This is a genomic window from Enterococcus sp. FDAARGOS_553 (genome assembly GCF_003812305.1).
In the GTDB taxonomy this organism is placed as follows: domain Bacteria; phylum Bacillota; class Bacilli; order Lactobacillales; family Enterococcaceae; genus Enterococcus_D; species Enterococcus_D gallinarum.
This window is the reverse complement of sequence record NZ_CP033740.1, coordinates 1,340,748-1,359,851: the sequence shown is the minus strand read 5'-3', so window position 1 is coordinate 1,359,851 and position 19,104 is coordinate 1,340,748. Positions and strand designations below refer to the sequence as shown.

The window sequence follows — 19,104 nt, the reverse complement described above, 5'->3', positions numbered from 1 at the left end:
TTGGAAAACAGATCGTTTGCTTCAAGGCTATTTTTGAAACTGTTTCGTATCCTCCAAGATCATCGTGATCATTTCAGATATTGTCTGCTTCTCTGTAAACATCTTCTCTTTTGAGAGGACTGATTTATTACTCGTATCATTGCTCTTGGACGCTATGCCGTTTTCCCCAAAGAGAAGGTCTTTTTCGAGCCACCACTTTTGTAGCGATGATTCGGAAAAAAATACCCGTTGCGGCCGTGTTCGGTGTCTTTCAATCGTTGTTTGAAAAGGCACATCAAAATAATAAATGAGACACTTCTCAAAGGATTCTAGTAAAAAGAGCAAGAAGTCCTGGTATTTTTCACGGGCAAAAATTCCCTCAACGATGATGAAAGGAACCTTCCCTCGCGCATATAAAAGGGCCTCCATCATTAGACCTACAGCATGATTATTAGGCGTATCTTTCACGTGAAAAATTTCTCGGCGAAATACATCCTGTGAGATCAACACCGCTTCTGCCCCTAATTGTTGATGCAGCGCTTTTGCTACTGTCGTTTTTCCGCTGCCAGAATTCCCCCGCAATAAAATGATGATCGTATCCACAGCAAACCTCGCTTTCTTTGGCCGTTTCTTATAAGCATATCGCTTGTCTTTCTCTATAAGAAGCATACCATAAAACCAAAGGAGGAATCACAATGAAAGATACTGCAATTTTTGCCGGCGGCTGCTTCTGGTGTATGGTCAAACCTTTCGATTCTTTACCAGGAATTCTTTCGGTAGTCTCAGGTTTTACCGGTGGACATGTCCCTCATCCTACCTATCAAGAAGTAACAACTGGAACCACAGGACATACAGAAGCCGTAGAAATCACTTTCGATCCTGAACAAATAACGTATGAAGAACTCGTGGCTATCTATTGGCAACAAACCGATCCTACAGATGCCTTTGGTCAGTTCGCAGACCGTGGGGACTCTTACCGTCCAGTCATCTATTACAATAGTGAAGAACAACGAAAAATCGCAGAAGCTTCAAAAGCCGCTTTGCAAGCAAGCGGTCGCTTTACAGATCCAATCGTGACAACAATCGAACCTGCTGAACCTTTCTATCCAGCAGAAGACTATCATCAAGATTTTTATAAGAAAAATACGGCGCATTACAACGCCTACCGTGAAGGTTCAGGACGAGCTGGTTTCATCCGTCAAAATTGGACATAACCTATTTTGAGAAGCGGCAGTTTGAATATTCCTTTAGTTTCTGAGATAGAAATAGTGCTGTTTTCTCGCCCAACAACTGACCCTCAAAAGGAGAGGATCTTCGCAAAACAGTCTTGATTATGCGAAGACTAGCAAGAACAAACTCTCCTTTGTTAGGGTCTTTTTTTATGCCCTCTTTACGCCTGCTTGCGCCGATTGGCTTTGGCCTGGCTGATCTGAACAAAACTGCTCAAAAGAAAAATTGACAGCAGGCGCTATTCCACGTTACACTAATTAGAAAATTCTGACGATTGCAAAGGAGTGTTGTGTTATGTTAGCCAATGAAGTCCGCCCTGGACCAAACCGGTATATTACTGGTGAAGGAGTTCTTTTTGATCTACCAGAGTATCTCAATGATTTTGATCAGGTTGCTGTCATTACTGGCGATCAATCATTTGACGTTTTTAAAACCTATTATCCGCATCCATTTGACTATCCTGTTTATCGCTATGATGGCTCCTCAAGTTATGAGAATGCTCAGGAGTTAGCGGATAAGATCAAACACGCAGATGTCCTGCTTGCGATCGGTGGTGGACGTGTCGCAGATACCGCAAAAATTACTGCAGAAAGAATGGAAGCGGAGCTGATCGTCATCCCTACATTGGTTTCCAACTGTGCACCCTTTACTCCTGTGATTGTCGCCTATTACCCAGACCACACAATCTGCAAGATCGATTACGCCAAAAAAGGGGCTTATATGACGATCGTCGATACTCGATTCTTGCTAGCAACACCCGTGGATTATTTCATTGCAGGCATCGCAGACACGCTAGCCAAGTATTATGAAATGGAAGCCATTGTACGCACGATGGCAGAAGAAGATAAAACAGCCTTGGTTCGGCTCGGTTTTCAAAGTGCAAAACTAATCAAAGAACTCTTGATCGCAGATGCCATCCAAGCAGTCACTGATTTAGAAGCCGGGCGCTTGACGCCAGCTTTTGCGCGAATCACAGATGCCATCATCGCTTTAGCAGGAGAAGTTGGTGGATTTGCTGTAGAGTTTGGCAGAACTTCTGGCGCCCACGCATTACATGACGGCTTATCTTATCTGAGCGAAACCCACAGTGTCCTCCATGGCAATAAAGTGGCCTACTGCATCTGGGTACAGCTTGCCTACACCAACGATTTTGCTGTTATCGAGGAACTGCGTCCTTTCTACGAAGCATTGCACTTACCTATGAAACTAAAAGACTTGCATGTCACTCGTGTGGATCGCGCTTATTTTGCGCCTGTTTTGACTTATGCCGTTAAAGAAGAAGAAACATTTGTCCTGATCGACCCAATGATCACTCCAGAAAAAGTCTTTCGCGCAATCGAAGCGGTGGAAGCACTCTAACTAACCGATCTCTTCAAAAAAACTGTATGCCCAACAGACTTATCGGGCATACAGTTTTTTGTCCGGCTCACCGCTATCTTCTAGTACTCTCTCAATGACAGGCTATCGTCTTCTCTGTTCCATTAATTGTTTTGCGGCACTATCTCATATTTTTGCAGAGCGTTTCTTTGATGATATTGGCTGCTACTTACTTTCAATCTTGCTTTCTTTTGAAACTGCTTGGTTCTTTGGTATACTGTGGGTAGTTTATTTAGTGAGGAGACTAGTTATGAATTTCACGCGGTTTGCTCGTCTGACACAACGCAAAAGCAAATATTTTATTGCCCAAAATGTTTCTTCGATCCAAGTGATCGTTTTTTACTATATTCTGATGACGATTATTTCCTTAGGTTTATTTTATCTTCCCTTTTTTCGTGAACCTCGTTCTCATGCTTCCTTCATCGATATGTTTTTTATGGCAGTCAGCACGGTCAGTGTCACCGGATTGACGACATTCCCTATCGATGATGTGTTCAATGATCGCGGTGTAGTGCTTCTTGAAGTTCTTTTTCAAGTGGGTGGACTAGGGATTATGATGATCTCCACTTTCTTTGCGATCGTTTCTCGGAGAAAGATCTCATTGAAGCAGCGTCAGTTGATTATGACGGATATGAATCAGCCAAAGCTAAGCGGAATCGTGCGGATGATTCGAATCACGTTTACGATCATCTTACTTTGCCAAGCCATCTCTGGCGCTATTTTTTCTATTTATTTTTATTTTAATGGCTATTATGACAATTGGCGGGATGCCCTATTTTATGGTTTTTACCAAGCTATTTCCGCGGTCACAAACTCTGGTTTTGACGTGACAGGAAATTCCATTTTACCTTTCGCACATGATTATTTCTTTTTGATTTGTATCATGTTTTTGATTTTTATCGGTGGGATTGGGTTTCCAGTGATTATGGATTTCCGAGAATGGGCCCTCTTCAAGCTGAAAAAAAATCGCCGACAACTGCCTTTTCGCTTTTCATTGTTTACAAAAATCGCGATGTTGGCTTTTGTGATTTTGTTTATCGGTGGAACGATCGCCATTTATTTCCTAGAGAAAGACCATCTGTTCAAAGATTACGGCTTTAGCAGCACCTGGATCAACAGTATGTTTTATTCCATGACTACCCGTAATGCTGGACTGCAGATCCATGATTTAGGGAACTTTCAGACTACGACATTGATCGTTTTTTCGTTACTAATGTTTATCGGTTGCAGCCCAAGTTCAGTTGGTGGCGGGATTCGTACGACAACGATCGCCATTATTGGTCTTTATCTTTATGCCTTCTTAAAGAGTGAAGACAATATCAACATATTTGGCCGACGGATCGATGAAGACGATGTGCGTAAGTCGGTTGTTGTCTTCATGTTATCCTTAGGAATGTGCTTTTTCTGCGTATTATTTTTGACTGCCACTGAAGATATCCCGTTGATCGCCATCATTGTCGAAGTAGCTTCTGCGTTTGGGACCACCGGTTTATCGTTAGGGATCACCGATGATCTCTCAAGTGTGGGTAAGTTAGTGATAGCCTTACTGATGTTCATTGGACGTGTAGGTATGCTTTATACGTTGTTGTTGTTTGTGCCAAAAGAAACCCGAGATTTAGGTTATGAATACCCAACCGAGAAGATTATTATTGGTTAAACAGCCAGTAAAATGGCGCTATTGAAGGTTCTAAGCGTTGTATCTTAAAGTCGCGAGCCTTCCACAAGCGTTTTGAAGCGGCAGAGACATCTTGTTTGTAACGAATGTCTCTGCCTTTTTTGGTTCAATAAACTGAACTCTTTGCAGAAACTTAAAGAAATCGAAAAGCCGTTTAACCTTTTTTAGAACATATGGTATGATAAATTGAATTTAAACTAAAAAGACAATCATCTCGTTTGGAGGTTCAACTATGGGGTTAAGAAGTCAACTGGCTGTCACAGTCGGTAAGACCTCTCAGTGGGTATTAAAAAACTTTTTTAAAGGCGGATCAAGTCTGCCTGGGAAAATAGCATTAAAAATCGATCCGCATATTTTAGATCATCTAGCAAAAGATTACCAAGTTGTCGTTATCACTGGTACGAACGGAAAAACCTTGACTACTGCACTGACGGTGAATATTTTACGGCAAGAATTTGATGATGTGCTGACAAATCCAACAGGTGCCAATATGGTCCAAGGAATCGTTTCTACTTTCTTATCTGCCAAACCAAAAGGCGGCAAAAAGTTTGCAGTACTAGAGATCGATGAAGCTAGTCTTAGCAAAGTAACGAAGTATATCAAACCTGAACTATTTGTCTTCACGAATATTTTTCGCGATCAGATGGACCGTTATGGTGAAATCTATACAACATATAAAATGATCGTTGAAGGAGCAGCAAATTCACCGACGGCCACAATTCTATGTAATGGTGATTCCCCGTTGTTCAATTCTGTCACTACTGTTAATCCAAGAAAGTATTATGGCTTTGATCACTTACCTAATCAGGAGCAGATGGCCCATTACAATACAGACGGGGTTCTTTGTCCAGAATGCCACCACATCTTACATTACCAAATGATTACCTATGCGAATCTAGGCAAATACTATTGTCCGAACTGCGGCTTCAAACGTCCAAAACTAGACTACAAATTGACAGCCATCACAGCAATGGACAATACTTCTGCTGATTTTATCATTGATGGGAATTCATATGGAATCGAAGTTGGCGGCATGTACAATGTCTATAATGCATTGGCAGCGACCGCTGTAGCGGAATATTATCAAGTCGCACCTGAAAAAATCAGAGCTGGATTGGCCTATGATGAAAAAGTCTTTGGCCGTCAAGAAGTCATTACCATCGATGGCAAAGAGTGTACACTCGTGTTAGTCAAAAATCCGGTAGGACTGAATCAAGTGATCGATATGATCGGCTTATCTCCGTATCCTTTTTCTCTCGTCAGTCTCTTGAATGCAAATTATGCGGACGGCATTGATGTTAGCTGGATCTGGGATGGAAATCATGAAGCATTTGCCGAAATGGCGATTCCTCAAGTCATTGCTGGCGGCGACCGCCATCAAGATATGACGCTGCGTTTAAAAGTAGCGGGAATTCCCGAAGAAAAGATCACCGAAACAAAAGACCTTGATGAGGTCATTAAAGATATCGCCAATCTACCAACTGAAAAAGTCTATATCCTAGCAACCTATACTGCTGTTTTGCAACTACGCAAAAAATTGGCAGAAAAAGGCTATATCAAAGGGGGGATGGACCGTGGCTAATTATCGTTTGAATGTTGCTCATCTTTACGGGAATTTGCTGAACACCTACGGGGATAATGGCAATTTGTTGATGTTGCGTTATGTAGCCGAAAAAATGGGTGTAGAATTTATTTCGGAAGTCGTCAGCATCCATGAACCATTTGATCCGAAGAAGTATGACTTAGTCTTTTTTGGCGGCGGACAGGATTTTGAACAGCTGATCGTTTCTGAAGATATCCAAACAAAAAAAGAAGCATTGACGGAATACATCGAGAACGATGGAGTCATGTTGGCCATTTGTGGCGGGTATCAGTTGTTAGGTCATTACTACATGGGAGCTAACGGAGAGAAAATCAAAGGAATTAGCGCATTGGATCATTACACATTGAGTCAAGAAAACAATCGCTTCATCGGAGATATCGTTATCCATAATGAAGAATTCGATGAGACCTATTATGGTTTTGAAAATCACAATGGTCGGACGTTTCTTGGCAAAGGTGAGAAACCACTAGGTAAAGTCGTAGAAGGGCAGGGAAACAATGGCGAGGACCAAACAGAAGGCGTGGTCTACCGCAATGTTTTTGGTTCCTATTTCCATGGTCCACTGCTTGCCCGGAATGAACATTTGGCAGAACGCTTAATACGCACTGCCTTAAAAAACCGCTATGGTTCGATTGACATTTGATCAAAATAAAAAGGATGAAATCAGAAATTCGTTTCTGGTCTCATCCTTTTTTTAATCGATTGTCTGCTTCCTGAATCTCTAGCCGATTCAAGCGATAGCAAGCGAATAATCGAAGTCGTCTCTATTCTTGGTTATTCAAAAACCACACAGATACCAAAATGATCGCTGACTATCGGCAGCCGCTGACCGTCAAAGACCACTTCATACTCTACGGGCTGTTCATTCTGTGAGGCAAAGACATAATCGATACGCAAGGCTGTCTGATTGTCTTGCCAGCCATCGATTGCTTTAACAACCGAAGCCTCACCGATCGTTTTTGTTGCGGCAAGAAAACTATCCTGCAGCTGCAATGAACTGTTTTTAACCAGCTGATAACCCAAGCTGTCTGCCTCATTATTGAAATCACCTAAAAGCAAGAGCGATGCTGCTCGCTCAGTCAAAAACGCTTCGGTTTGCTGCCATTCATAGGCAAACTTGCCGTCATTCCACCAAGAAAAATGGCAGCTTAACACTTGGATCATTTTGCCGTCTACTTCTGTGAGACCGCTAAGATTTTTTCGCGTAGTATGGTCCCAGACATCGGTTGTCTCAGAAGCCAAATATTCTTTGGCAATGATTGGATTTTTGGACAGTAAGGCATTCCCTTCATGATAGACATCATAACCCACATGACTGTAAGTCCATGACCAATAATAATCGTGATCCAGAATCTGCAGTTCTTCTACTAAGCGCAAAGCAAAATTGTCTTCTTTGATCTCAAGGATCGCCTCTGTCGGACAATAAAGACCATCCGGAACGATCGTTGTAGCAGCAATCGATTGATTGACTTCTTGCAACGCAATCAAATCATAATCTCCTGCTGCGATTTCTTGTGCGATCACTTTTAATTTTGCTTCTTGATCGTCTTCTAACCAGCTATGGGTGTTTAATGTTAAAACTTTCATGAATAACGCTCCTCTGCGTTTGATTATCTTCTTTCAAAATGTAAATAAAAGAACGGAGCTGTGCCATAAGTATGAACCAGACGAAACTATCCGCACTGTATGAGATCAGCTGTACTTCTCGTGAATTGCGACGAGAAACTACCAGACTGTAGCAACCCCACGATCGTTTGGATATTCAGTTTGGTAAAATACTTATGGCACAGCTCTTAGTCATTTTATTATAGTTTGACGATTCCAACAACTGCTGCAGCTTTTTGCTGACCAGTTTGGGACAATTCAAAGGAATCGATTTGATCGGTATTTGTCATTACTACAACGATCGTTGTATCCTTACCCGCTTCTTTGATAGCTGCGAGATCCATTAAAGCCAACGGGTCACCTTTTGTGACTTGCTGCCCTTCTGTGACAGAAACTGTGAATGGTGCCCCTTGAAGTTCAACAGTATCCAAGCCCATATGAACCAATACTTCGACTCCTTCATCAGATAGCAACCCAATCGCATGTTTCGTAGGAAAAACATTCGTCACTTTCCCAGAGACAGGTGAATACACCTGCGTGTTATCGGGAATCACGCCAAATCCGTCCCCCATCATTTTCTCTGCAAAGACTTGATCACTGACCTCCGTGATCGGAATCACTTGCCCATCGGCTACTGAAACAACCTCAGCGGTTATCCCTTGGCTTTCGTGATTCGTCTCATTAGTGACTTCTTTTATGACTGCTTCAGGAATCGCCACACCGGAATCCAAGATATCCTGGATGTCTGATTTAAGTACATCGGCTTTAGGCCCATATACCGCTTGCACTCCGTTATCTTTTACGATCAAACCTAATGCGCCAGCACCTTTCCAAGACTTTTCGTCTCCTACTGAGCTAGGGTCTTTGACAGAGACCCTTAAGCGAGTCATACATGCATCTACATCGCGGATGTTTTCACGTCCTCCCAACAGATGAATGATCTTAACCACTTGAGAGTTTGGATCTAACGTTCCGTCAGAGGCAGTTGTTGCTACGTTTTCGTCAGCTCCTTCTACTTCGTAGTTGCCGTTGCGTCCGGGCGTCGCAAAGTTGAATTTTTTGATTAAGAAGTTAGCCAAGAAATACATGCCGACCCCAAATGCGATCGTTACTAGGACAAAATTGATCAAGTCCTGACCCAGACCTGCATTGATCGCCATTGGTGTCCGAGTCAATAGTTCGATATTTCCAAAGGAGTGAACACGCAGGTGAACGATATCCGCCATAGCAAATGCTGCCCCTTGAACGACTGCATAAACAACATATAACGGTACAGCCGCAAACATGAACATAAATTCCAATGGCTCTGTCACACCTGTCAAGAAAACCGCAATGGCAGCGGATAAATACATCGAGGTATATTTATGGCGTTTGTCTGCATCGACATTGCGATACATTGCATAGGCAAGTCCCATCAAAATACCAGAAGAACCGATCATTTGTCCGACTTTGAAACGTGCAGGCACAAAATTCTCTATCAAGAATTGGTATTGTGAAGTATCCCCTGCATTTCGCATATTGACTAAATCAGTTGCCCAAGCTAACCATAGAGGATCTTGACCGAAAACTTGTGTCCCCGCTTGTGCACCAGATAAGATCGTATAGGTGCCTCCCAATTCAGTATAATTGATGGGAATAGTCAGCATGTGATGCAGCCCAAATGGCAATAGTAATCGTTCTAATGTTCCAAACAAGAAAGGTGCTAAAATCGGCGCACTTTCTTGCGATTGTGCGATCCACAAGCCAAAGTTATTGATTCCTGCTTGAATATAAGGCCAAACGATCGCTAACACGATCGCAACAACCACGGAACGAGCAATTACAACAAACGGGACGAAGCGCTTGCCATTAAAAAACGAAAGCGCATCGGGCAGTTTGCGGAAATTATAGTATTTATTATAAGCAGTCGCACCCACAAACCCGGCGATGATCCCTACAAAAACACCCATGTTCAGTGCCGGAGCTTCTAAGACACTTGTAAAAAAGCCATCCACCATAATTTTCGTACCGAACAATGTATGAGTAAAAGCCCCTTCTTCCGTCAGCATGGCGCTTGTGACCCCGAAGATCGAACCTGTGATTCGATTGATCAATACAAATGCAATCCCCGCAGCGAATGCCCCGCCTGCGCGTTCTTTCGCCCAACTACCACCGATAGCTAATGCAAATAATAAGTGCAGATTCCCAATAATTGCCCAACCAATATTTTCGATCACACCACCGGTCGTTACCAAAAATGCCCAATCGGCATTAATCATGGGGATCGTCTTCCCAATACTGATCATCAATCCGGCGGCAGGCATAACAGCTACCACAACCATTAGTGCTTTTCCGAATTTCTGCCAGAATTCAAAGCTTAGTAATTTTTTCATCCTCTTTCTTCCTCCTCCACCGTTTTACGCAATCGGTTTCTTAATAATCACATTGTAGCGGAGATTGAAAATTTTGTAAACCGAGAAATTTCAATTTACATTCTCCTCAGCCATTAATTTACAAAAATGCGCAAAAACAGCTCTTTGTCACACTTCTATTTAAAAAAGCATAGAAACCAATGATTTACGCTTGACTAACGCAATCGTTTGCATTTATTATAGAGTTATCAAAAAGATTTTGGAGGAAAAACCTATGAAAAAAATCCAGCGTTTGTTCGATATCGATCCTTGGAAAATCGCAACAACTACTTTAGATAAAGAAAATCGCCGACTACAAGAGTCGCTTACAAGTATTGGAAATGGCTACATGGGGATGCGGGGTAATTTTGAAGAACAATATAGTGGCGATCACCATCTAGGGACTTATCTGGCAGGGGTCTGGTATCCAGACAAAACTCGTGTTGGCTGGTGGAAAAATGGCTATCCGGATTATTTTGGAAAAGTGATCAATGCTGTTAACTTCATTGCAATGGATCTTTTCATCAACAATCAGGCTGTTGATCTTGCGAAAATCAGTCCGAGCGATTTTTATATGGAACTGGATATGCAAACAGGAATTTTACGCCGGACATTTACAGTTTCATTAGCTGGCGCAACTGTCAAATTTACTTTTGAGCGCTTTTTAAGTATCGTCAAGCGAGAAATGGCGGTAATCACGATGCAGGCAGAAATCCTTGAAGGATCAGCAGAAATCACAGTCATTTCTAAACTAGACAATAATGTCCGCAATGAAGATAGTAATTACGAAGAACGCTTCTGGGAAGAATTAGACCACGGCAGCTCAGGCAACTATCGTTATCTGACCACCCGTACCATTGAAAACAACTTTGACATTGAGCAATTCACGGTCACTGCCGCAATGCGTCATAGTCAAGAGCCAGCATCCACAGAGACGAGTGAATTGACGATTGCTGACGCGTTTACTTTTACAGGAGAAACAGGAGCTGTCTTTCATTTACAAAAAGACGTGATTATCGTTACCAGTCGTGATGTCAATCCTCATGATCAAGTAACAAAAATTGCAGAGCTTTTCCAAGTGTACAGCGCACCTTACGAAGACTTACGGCAAGAACAAGTCAATGCTTGGAAAGACCGCTGGGCACTAGCTGATGTGATCATTGAAGGCGATGCTGCTGCGCAACAAGGAATTCGTTTCAATTTATTCCAACTCTTCTCGACTTATTATGGAGAAGATGAACGTTTAAATATTGGACCTAAAGGATTTACCGGTGAAAAATACGGTGGCGCTACTTATTGGGATACAGAAGCCTATGCTGTGCCTCTTTATTTGGCATTAGCGAAACCAGAAATCACTCGGAATTTGTTGAAATATCGCCACAATCAATTGCCGCAAGCCCATATCAATGCGCAAAAACAAGGCTTGGCTGGCGCGCTTTATCCTATGGTGACATTTACAGGGATCGAATGCCACAATGAATGGGAAATCACCTTTGAAGAGATCCATCGAAATGGTGCAATCGCTTATGCCATCTATAACTACACGAATTACACAGGTGATACGAGCTATCTGAAAAAAGAAGGCTTGGAAGTATTAACGGCCATCGCTCGTTTCTGGGCAGATCGTGTCCATTATTCCAAACGTCAGCAAAAATATATGATCCATGGCGTTACCGGCCCCAACGAATATGAGAATAACATCAACAATAACTGGTATACGAACAAGATGGCTACCTGGGTCTTGAGCTATACTTTACAAAGTTATAAAGAATATGCCACAGAAGCAACCGTAACGATCCCAGAAAAAGAGCAAGACTACTGGCAGGATATCATTGACAATATGTATTTCCCAGAAGATCAAGACTTAGGAATTTTCGTTCAGCACGATACCTTCTTAGACAAAGATTTGATGCCAGTCACTGATTTAGATCCAGAAAACTTGCCATTGAATCAAAATTGGTCATGGGACCGAATCTTGCGCTCTTGCTTTATCAAACAAGCGGATGTCTTACAAGGAATCTATTTCTTTGGGGATCAATTTACAGAAGAGGAAAAACGAAACAACTTTGACTTCTATGAACCAATGACAGTGCACGAGTCTTCCCTGTCTCCTAGTATCCATGCCATCTTAGCAGCCGAGCTGGGAATGGAAGAAAAAGCACTGGAAATGTATGAACGAACGGCTCGGCTAGATTTGGATAACTACAACAATGATACCGACGATGGTTTGCATATCACTTCAATGACTGGCAGTTGGTTAGCGATCGTTCAAGGATTTGCCCAAATGAAGACGGACCATGCCCATCTAGGTTTTGCCCCGTTTCTACCGAAGACTTGGAACAGCTATGCTTTCCATATCAATTATCGCGGACGCTTATTATTCATTTCTGTTAAAGAAGAAACTGTCACACTAAAGAAAATCAGTGGTGAGCCATTGACGGTTCAGCTTTATGGAAAAGAGCATCTGTTGGAAGAAGAAGTCTCAGTAACTATTGCTTAATTATTGATCAGAAACCAAGAAAGAAGAAATGAAGGCATTTCTTCTTTCTTTTCTTTCCGGCTACCAAAATAACACAACTTTATGATACTATAAGCTAAAAAAGGAGGGAAAACAGTGAGCGTAACTGTCAAAGATGTCGCCAAAAAAGCCGGCGTCGCTACTTCAACTGTTTCTCGGGTCGTGAATGATCACCCTAGTATCTCTGAAGACACAAAAAAGAAAGTACGCAAAATCATGGCTGAGATGGGCTACGTGCCAAATTTGGCTGCGCGAAATCTAGGCAAGCAGATTTCAAGCGCGATCGGTGTTATCTTGCCGCCTTTGGATTCAAAGGAACGGCTAGGAAATCCTTTCTATTTAGAAACGATCGAAGCCATCAACGAAGAAGCTCGCCACCACCAAATGACGGTTGCGGTTGCCTCTGCCCGTGATTTTGATACATTATTGAAAAATGTGGAACGTATGCACCTTCAAAAACAAGTGGATGGTTTTATCTTAGTCTATTCCGATGAAAAAGATCCAATCATTGATTATTTAGTTCGTAAAAAAGTTCCTTTCACATTGATTGGACATCCTTACAGCAATGAACAAAATATCGTTTTTGTTGATAATGACAACCAAATGCTGGGAAAACAAGCGACAGAGTATCTGATCTCCCAAGGACACTCTAAGATATTGTTTGCTACGAATACAACTCACGAAAATCTCTATTTCGAACGTTTCTTTGGCTATCAAAAAGCAATGATGCTAGCCAACCTGCCTTTTTATCCGGCATTGACATTTGAACAGGCAGAAGACTATGTCAATTTCGAGACAACGATCAAAGAGACCGAAGCAACGGCAATCGTAGTAATCGATGATCTTTTTGCAGTTCGGATCATCCAACTGGCAACGATGTTCGGGTATAAAGTTCCGGATGATCTATCTGTGATCAGCTTTAATAACTCGATTTTTGCTACATTGACCCATCCTTACTTGACCAGCATTGACATCAACGTCTTATCCTTAGGAAAAATCGCCACAGAAAGCTTGATGGCACAATTAAACCATGAAGGTTCAAATGCGGTTCAGCTTGTCGTCCCGCATAAGCTGATTAAACGAGAGACTGTCTTGAACCTCAATAACTTAGCATAAATTGCACTGTCTCATGACAAATAAGAAGCAAGAAAGTCCAGAATAACCGAACTCTCTTGCTTCTTATTTGTATTCTTTGCTTTCTAACCGAAACAGGGGACTCATCGGTGTATTTTCGTGGATTCGTTTGACAGCCTCGCCCATCAGTTCTGCACAAGAAAGGTAAGACAACCGTTCTGGATGCCGTTCTTCGGCAGTCCAACAAGAATCTGTGACACAAATGTTTTCGATGACAGATTGATCAAGAATATCTTTGGCTGGTGGTGACAATAACGCATGAGAGACGCACGCATAAATCTCACTAGCTCCTGCTTCTTTTAGCAAATCTGCTGCCTTTGACAATGTTTTGCCTGTATTCAAAATATCATCTACTAAAATACATTTTTTGCCGGCAACATCTCCAATCACATAGCCACCATCTGCCTCATCTTGATCAACGATCGCAATCGCTGTATCTAAATATTCGGCTAAACTGCGGGTCCGCTGAACTCCGCTATTTTTGGGAGAGACAACGACATATTCGTCTCCGATCATTTTTTTCTCGCGATAATAATGCGCGAAAAGCGGAATCGTAAATAGATTATCAACAGGAATATCAAAGAAGCCTTGCACCTGCACGGCATGCAGATCCAATGTCAAGATCCGTGTCGCCCCAGCTTCCACTAACATATTGGCAATCAATTTTGCCGTGATCGGTTCATGAGGATTTGCCGTCCGGTCTTGTCTTGCATACGCATAGTACGGTAAAACCACATTAATCGTTTTGGCACTTGCACGTTTCATGGCATCGATCATGATCAACAATTCAAGATAGTGATCATTGACTGGTTCATTGGTTGATTGAATGATAAAAATATGATCGCCACGAACACTTTCCTCAATATTGATCGCGATCTCTCCATCACTAAATTGTGTTACTTTTGACTTACCTAACTCTGTACCGAAAACTTTTGCAATTTTCTCGGCTAACGGTCTGTTGCCGTTCAAACTGAAAATCTTCAATGAACTATCTTTATAACTTTCGCCCATGTCTGCCTCCAAGTGAAGTGAATTGTTTCTTTTATTCTAGCACATTATAGGTGCTTTTTTCATTAAATTAATTTAAGGTAACGAGACAGTTCCGTTAATCCAGCTGGCTGGAATCACTTGATTGTAATTCCCCCAGTTGTCATGAACTTTTAGATAACGTCCGGTCTCTGTTTCTAAATAAGCATATGCGACTACCCAGTGATTGCCGTAGGTACTTCCTAAAGGCTTCAAGAGACCAACGATCACCGGTTTGCCTTGATCGATCCGTTTGCAGGCTCGCTGCCAGCCGCCGAAAACTGTGGCACGCCCCCGATAAGGTAGATCAAAATGAGTGAAAAAGCGTGATAGTCCATGAGCCACCTGCCAAGCAATCGTTGGCAATCCATGAGGTTGAATCAAGAGCCGCAAGATGTCAGTCAGTGCGCCCGGCTGCAGCTGATTTTTCCTTCTCACTGTTTTAGGGATGATCTGCTCATCGATATAATCTTGATAATAAGCCAAAAACACGGTGGCAGCATAAGTTCCGCACAAATAGCCGGAAGGTGTTACCCAAGATTTGTAGCGGCGGAATCGTTCTTCTGGTATTCCCTGCCAAGTATCTATGTTCTCTCTTTCTTCCATCGCCATTCCTCCTTACCAAAGTATATCTTAATAGTACCACGGGAATCAGCCGGTTTAGACACTAAGGAACTTTTTCGTTAAGAAAAAAACAAACTTTTTTTGCGTACTGGAAAATTTTGTTCCATAATAGGAGAAAGCATAAAAAGGAGCGAAGCATATGACAACATTATTAAAAGATGATTTTTATGATTATGTGAATGGCGATTGGTTGGAATCAGCGGTGATCCCTGCGGATAAACCGGCAACTGGAGGTTTTCAAGATCTGGTAGACGGAATCGATCAGTTGATGATGGCTGAGTTCAAGAATATGGCGGCAGATCCTTTAGCAATTCCTAAAGGAAAAATGAAAGACGCCGTTGCTTTCTATCGCTTAGCAAGCGATTTTGCTACCCGTGATGAAAACGCAGGTCAAGAAGTTTTGCCGATTTTGGCAAAAATCGAAACCCTTGCGTCTTATGACGAGTTAAATGCACAGCTACCTGAATTCATTCTTAACGGCATCCAACTACCATTTGCTTTCGATATCGGCTCCGATATGAAAAACGCGAAAATGAATACACTGTTGGCCTATCCGCCAGCAACGATCTTGCCTGACAAAACATATTATACTGACCACCCGCAGGCAGAAGAGTTACTACAAGTTTTCTTCGACAATGCTGTTGCGCTCTTAACGAAATTAGGGAAATCACAATCCGAAGCAGAGTCGCTGGTAGAACAAACACTGGCTTTTGATAAATTGATTGCTCCTCATGTTCGCAGTGCAGAAGAAAATGCCGATTACAGCAAAAATTACAATCCGCAAAGTCTAGATACCTTTGCACAGCATTCGGCGCAACTCGACTTCAAAAAGACATTAACCGCTTTATTAAATGCCGAACCAAAAGAGCTGATCGTGACTGAGCCTGAGTACTTTGAGGCATTCGATATCATTGTCTCTCCTACCCACTTTGATTTATTGAAAAGCTGGATGATCGTTCATCAAAGTTTGCGCTACACTGGATATCTTAGTGAAGAACTACGCCAACTCGGCGGAGCCTACAATCGGTACCTCTCTGGCGTTGATGAAGCGATGCCTAAAGAAAAAGCCGCCTATTATCTGACGATTGGCCAATTTAGTCAAGTCGTCGGTGATTATTATGGTCGCAAGTATTTTGGTGAAAAAGCAAAAAATGATGTAAAACATATGGTGGAAACGATGATCGGCGTCTATCAAGATCGTTTGACCAGCAATACTTGGCTCAGCGAGCATACCAAACAAAAAGCAATCGTTAAATTAAATAAACTAGGAATCCATGTCGGTTATCCAGACAAAATCCCAGCCATCTATGATCGACTGCACACAGACCCTGATGCATCATTGTTACAAAATGCACTACGTTTTGGACGTATCTTCCGGGAAGATCTTTTTAGCAAATGGCAAAAACCGGTCGATCGCGAGGAGTGGGAAATGTCTGCAGCAACAGTCAATGCCTACTATCATCCTTTCAAGAATGTGATCGTCTTCCCAGCAGCTATTTTACAAGCACCATTTTACAGTCTTTCTCAATCAGCAAGTGCCAATTATGGTGGGATCGGTGCAGTGATCGCTCATGAGATTTCCCATGCGTTTGATAATAACGGAGCCAAATTTGACGAATTCGGCAACCTGAATAATTGGTGGACAGCAGAGGACCTGGCCCATTTTGAGACATTGGCTCAAGAAATGATCAATGAATTCGACGGCTTGCCATTTGCTGGTGGAACGGTCAATGGCACCTTGACAGTATCGGAAAATATTGCCGATGCTGGTGGATTAAGCTGTGCACTAGAAGCAGCAGAAAAAGAAACTGACGTCTCACTAGAAGACTTCTTTATCAATTGGGCAAAAATTTGGCGCACAAAAGCCAAAGAACAATATCAACAGTTGCTGCTGGCCATTGATGTTCATGGCCCTGCCAAGTTACGGGCCAACATCCAAGTTCAAAACATCGATTCCTTCTTCACTACTTTCGGTATTGAACCGGGAGATGGCATGTACCGGGCTCCTGAAGACCGTGTTCAAATCTGGTAAGATACAGCTTGCTACGAGGCATTTGTTACGAACTGTTTGGTTATGAATCATTGGTCCATTTGTTGATGCAACTTTAAAAAAAAAAAGAGGATTCACCTCACATCATTAGCCAAAGTAGTTCAGAAATACAATCAGCCGTCACCTTCATCAAAAGATACAATATTAAGACCGCCCCCGAAAAGTTAGCTGTTTGCTGCTAACTTTTCGGGGGCGGTGATTTTATTTTCCTAGTGCTTTTTTGATCATTTCGATTAGAGAATCAAATTGGGAATGGTCCTTTACGACTTGGTCAGCATGATACCGGTTGCTTCTATCTTTCATAAAGTCCATGAGTTGATCTTTATCTTGAATGCCTAGTTTTGTCATCAATGCTTCCACATTTTCAAAATCGGTATACTTTTGCATGAACGTATCATTCAAAATCTTGTCAACATCCAATTCACCGCTTTTATAGGACTGATACAATCCTGTCAATTCACTGAAACTAAACTGTTCTTTTAATTGATCCATAAATCCCATTACACTCAGCTCCTTTTTTTAAAGAATAGTAGCCCCTAATGTCTGCTCAAAGTGGCGCAACGCCCATTCATGACCGACTGGATCGAAACTTGCGACAGCATCTTTGAAAATAAATAATCGATACCCAAGGTTATACGCATCGACAGCCGTATGCAAGATACAGATATCTGTACAGACACCAGTCAAATAAAGTGCAGTAATGCCTCGTTCCCGTAAACGAATGTCAAGATCTGTCCCACTAAACGCCGAGTAGTGGCGCTTATCGATCCAGTAAACATTTTCTTTTTCTTTGTGATCTTCATACACTGCAGCTAGTGTCCCGTAGAGATTCCGTCCCTCTGACCCTGCCAGATTATGAGGAGGAAACAACTGATTTTCTGGATGATAAGGATCTTCTGCTTCATGGCGATCAATGGCAAAGACAACAAAATCCCCTTGATCGATAAATCGTTGGGTATGATCTACTAATGTTGTTTCAATCGCTTGACCCGCTTGACCGGTCGTCAAACGACCAGTATCAGCTACAAAATCGACCGTATAATCAATTGAGAGTAATGCGTTCATTTGTGATCTCCTCCAATTTTATTTCAGCTTTTTAACAAAGGCGAGCACCATTTCTGCAGAGCGCTTGCCGGCTTCCAAAATGAATTCGTCAAAGGAAACTGTTGCAGCATGATCCGCAGTGTCACTGATGGCTCTTACGACAAGGAAAGGAATATTGAATTGCTTCGCTGTTTGGGCGATTGCAGCACCTTCCATCTCGCAAGCCAAAGCGTCTGGGAAGTGCCTTAGGATTTCTTGTACTTTACGTCCGTCATTGATAAAGCTGTCCCCTGTTACGATCAAGCCATTTTTTACATTGTGATTCGTTGCTTCTGCGGCTTTGGTCATTTCGCCGATCAAGTAACGACTGGCCTCGAAATACAAAGGCATTCCCCCTGGGAGTTGCCCATATGTATACCCAAATCCAGTAACATCTACATCGAAATAAGCTAGTTTTTCTGAAATCACAAGGTCGCCGACGGCTAAACCAGCACCGATTCCCCCAGCAGATCCAGTATTGATCACCATGTTGACCCCATATTGCTGAATCAGCAAACTTGTTGTCAGTGAAGCGGCAACTTTCCCGATTCCAGATCGAACAACGATCACTTCATGATTGCCGATACTGCCGGAAATAAATAGTGCTCCAGCTCGCTCCCAAGATAAGGGAGCTTCCAATGCTTCCCGCAAGATCTTGATTTCTTCATCCATTGCACCGATAATACCAATTTTCATCTTGTAGCCTCCTGACGATCCTATACATTATATCTTAATAAAAGATCATTTTTTCTCCTTTTATGATAAACTAGTTTTACTCAAAGGAACAGTTTTTTGTCAGACCATTAAGGA

The 19,104-nt window shown here is 42.2% G+C and carries 16 protein-coding genes; 8 read left to right on the top strand and 8 right to left on the bottom strand.

Going from position 1 to position 19,104, the window contains the following annotated elements:
* Positions 1-27: 27 nt before the first annotated feature.
* Positions 28-582 (bottom strand): AAA family ATPase, encoded by a 555-nt coding sequence (locus EGX73_RS07030; protein ID WP_003128512.1) that lies wholly within the window; start codon positions 580-582, stop codon positions 28-30.
* 92 nt (positions 583-674) lie between these two features.
* On the opposite strand from EGX73_RS07030, the gene msrA reads away from it, so the two are divergent.
* From msrA to EGX73_RS07005, 5 genes are all read left to right on the top strand, one after another.
* On the top strand, positions 675-1,193 hold the full coding sequence (gene msrA, locus EGX73_RS07025; RefSeq protein WP_003128511.1) for a peptide-methionine (S)-S-oxide reductase MsrA: 519 nt from the start codon (positions 675-677) through the stop codon (positions 1,191-1,193).
* A gap of 310 nt (positions 1,194-1,503) precedes the next feature.
* Positions 1,504-2,568, top strand: coding sequence for an iron-containing alcohol dehydrogenase family protein (locus tag EGX73_RS07020; protein ID WP_005472820.1), 1,065 nt, complete (start codon positions 1,504-1,506; stop codon positions 2,566-2,568).
* A 268-nt stretch (positions 2,569-2,836) separates the two neighbouring features.
* Positions 2,837-4,243 carry a TrkH family potassium uptake protein gene (locus EGX73_RS07015; protein ID WP_029487306.1) on the top strand — a complete coding sequence of 469 codons (1,407 nt, stop codon included), beginning with the start codon at positions 2,837-2,839 and terminating at the stop codon, positions 4,241-4,243.
* A 250-nt stretch (positions 4,244-4,493) separates the two neighbouring features.
* Entirely contained in the window at positions 4,494-5,843 is a 1,350-nt protein-coding gene (locus tag EGX73_RS07010) for a Mur ligase family protein (RefSeq protein WP_003128505.1), read from the top strand.
* Entirely contained in the window at positions 5,836-6,507 is a 672-nt protein-coding gene (locus tag EGX73_RS07005) for a type 1 glutamine amidotransferase (protein ID WP_003128503.1), read from the top strand. The genes EGX73_RS07010 and EGX73_RS07005 overlap by 8 nt, the downstream gene beginning before the upstream one ends.
* A 131-nt stretch (positions 6,508-6,638) precedes the next feature.
* Here EGX73_RS07005 and EGX73_RS07000 read toward each other — a convergent pair whose 3' ends face one another.
* Positions 6,639-7,451, bottom strand: a complete 813-nt coding sequence (locus tag EGX73_RS07000; protein WP_003128501.1) for an endonuclease/exonuclease/phosphatase family protein — start codon at positions 7,449-7,451, stop codon at positions 6,639-6,641.
* 218 nt (positions 7,452-7,669) lie between these two features.
* Positions 7,670-9,841: a PTS transporter subunit IIBC gene (locus EGX73_RS06995; RefSeq protein WP_005472822.1), complete on the bottom strand. Its 2,172-nt coding sequence runs from the start codon at positions 9,839-9,841 to the stop codon at positions 7,670-7,672.
* Positions 9,842-10,094: 253 nt separating this feature from the next.
* Here EGX73_RS06995 and EGX73_RS06990 point away from each other — a divergent pair, with 253 nt between their 5' ends.
* Together EGX73_RS06990 and EGX73_RS06985 are read left to right on the top strand one after the other, a co-directional pair.
* Complete coding sequence (locus EGX73_RS06990) at positions 10,095-12,359, top strand: glycoside hydrolase family 65 protein (protein ID WP_005472823.1); 2,265 nt, start codon at positions 10,095-10,097, stop codon at positions 12,357-12,359.
* A 114-nt stretch (positions 12,360-12,473) separates the two neighbouring features.
* The gene (locus tag EGX73_RS06985; protein WP_003128498.1) at positions 12,474-13,493 is read left to right on the top strand and encodes a LacI family DNA-binding transcriptional regulator; all 1,020 of its coding nucleotides are present in this window, start codon (positions 12,474-12,476) and stop codon (positions 13,491-13,493) included.
* 63 nt (positions 13,494-13,556) lie between these two features.
* Here the strand turns inward: EGX73_RS06985 and EGX73_RS06980 are convergent, their stop codons facing one another.
* Positions 13,557-14,522 carry a ribose-phosphate diphosphokinase gene (locus EGX73_RS06980; protein WP_005472824.1) on the bottom strand — a complete coding sequence of 322 codons (966 nt, stop codon included), beginning with the start codon at positions 14,520-14,522 and terminating at the stop codon, positions 13,557-13,559.
* 72 nt (positions 14,523-14,594) lie between these two features.
* Positions 14,595-15,143 carry a C39 family peptidase gene (locus EGX73_RS06975; protein WP_005472825.1) on the bottom strand — a complete coding sequence of 183 codons (549 nt, stop codon included), beginning with the start codon at positions 15,141-15,143 and terminating at the stop codon, positions 14,595-14,597.
* Positions 15,144-15,300: 157 nt separating this feature from the next.
* Between EGX73_RS06975 and EGX73_RS06970 the strand changes: the two genes are divergently transcribed.
* Positions 15,301-17,193, top strand: coding sequence for a M13 family metallopeptidase (locus EGX73_RS06970; protein ID WP_123866839.1), 1,893 nt, complete (start codon positions 15,301-15,303; stop codon positions 17,191-17,193).
* 219 nt (positions 17,194-17,412) lie between these two features.
* Here EGX73_RS06970 and EGX73_RS06965 read toward each other — a convergent pair whose 3' ends face one another.
* The 3 genes from EGX73_RS06965 to EGX73_RS06955 are packed head-to-tail and all read right to left on the bottom strand — an operon-like array spanning position 17,413 to position 18,990.
* Complete coding sequence (locus EGX73_RS06965) at positions 17,413-17,712, bottom strand: hypothetical protein (protein WP_003128494.1); 300 nt, start codon at positions 17,710-17,712, stop codon at positions 17,413-17,415.
* 18 nt (positions 17,713-17,730) lie between these two features.
* Complete coding sequence (locus tag EGX73_RS06960; protein WP_003128491.1) at positions 17,731-18,276, bottom strand: cysteine hydrolase family protein; 546 nt, start codon at positions 18,274-18,276, stop codon at positions 17,731-17,733.
* 18 nt (positions 18,277-18,294) lie between these two features.
* Positions 18,295-18,990, bottom strand: coding sequence for a 5'-methylthioadenosine/adenosylhomocysteine nucleosidase (locus tag EGX73_RS06955; protein WP_003128490.1), 696 nt, complete (start codon positions 18,988-18,990; stop codon positions 18,295-18,297).
* Positions 18,991-19,104: the final 114 nt, after the last annotated feature.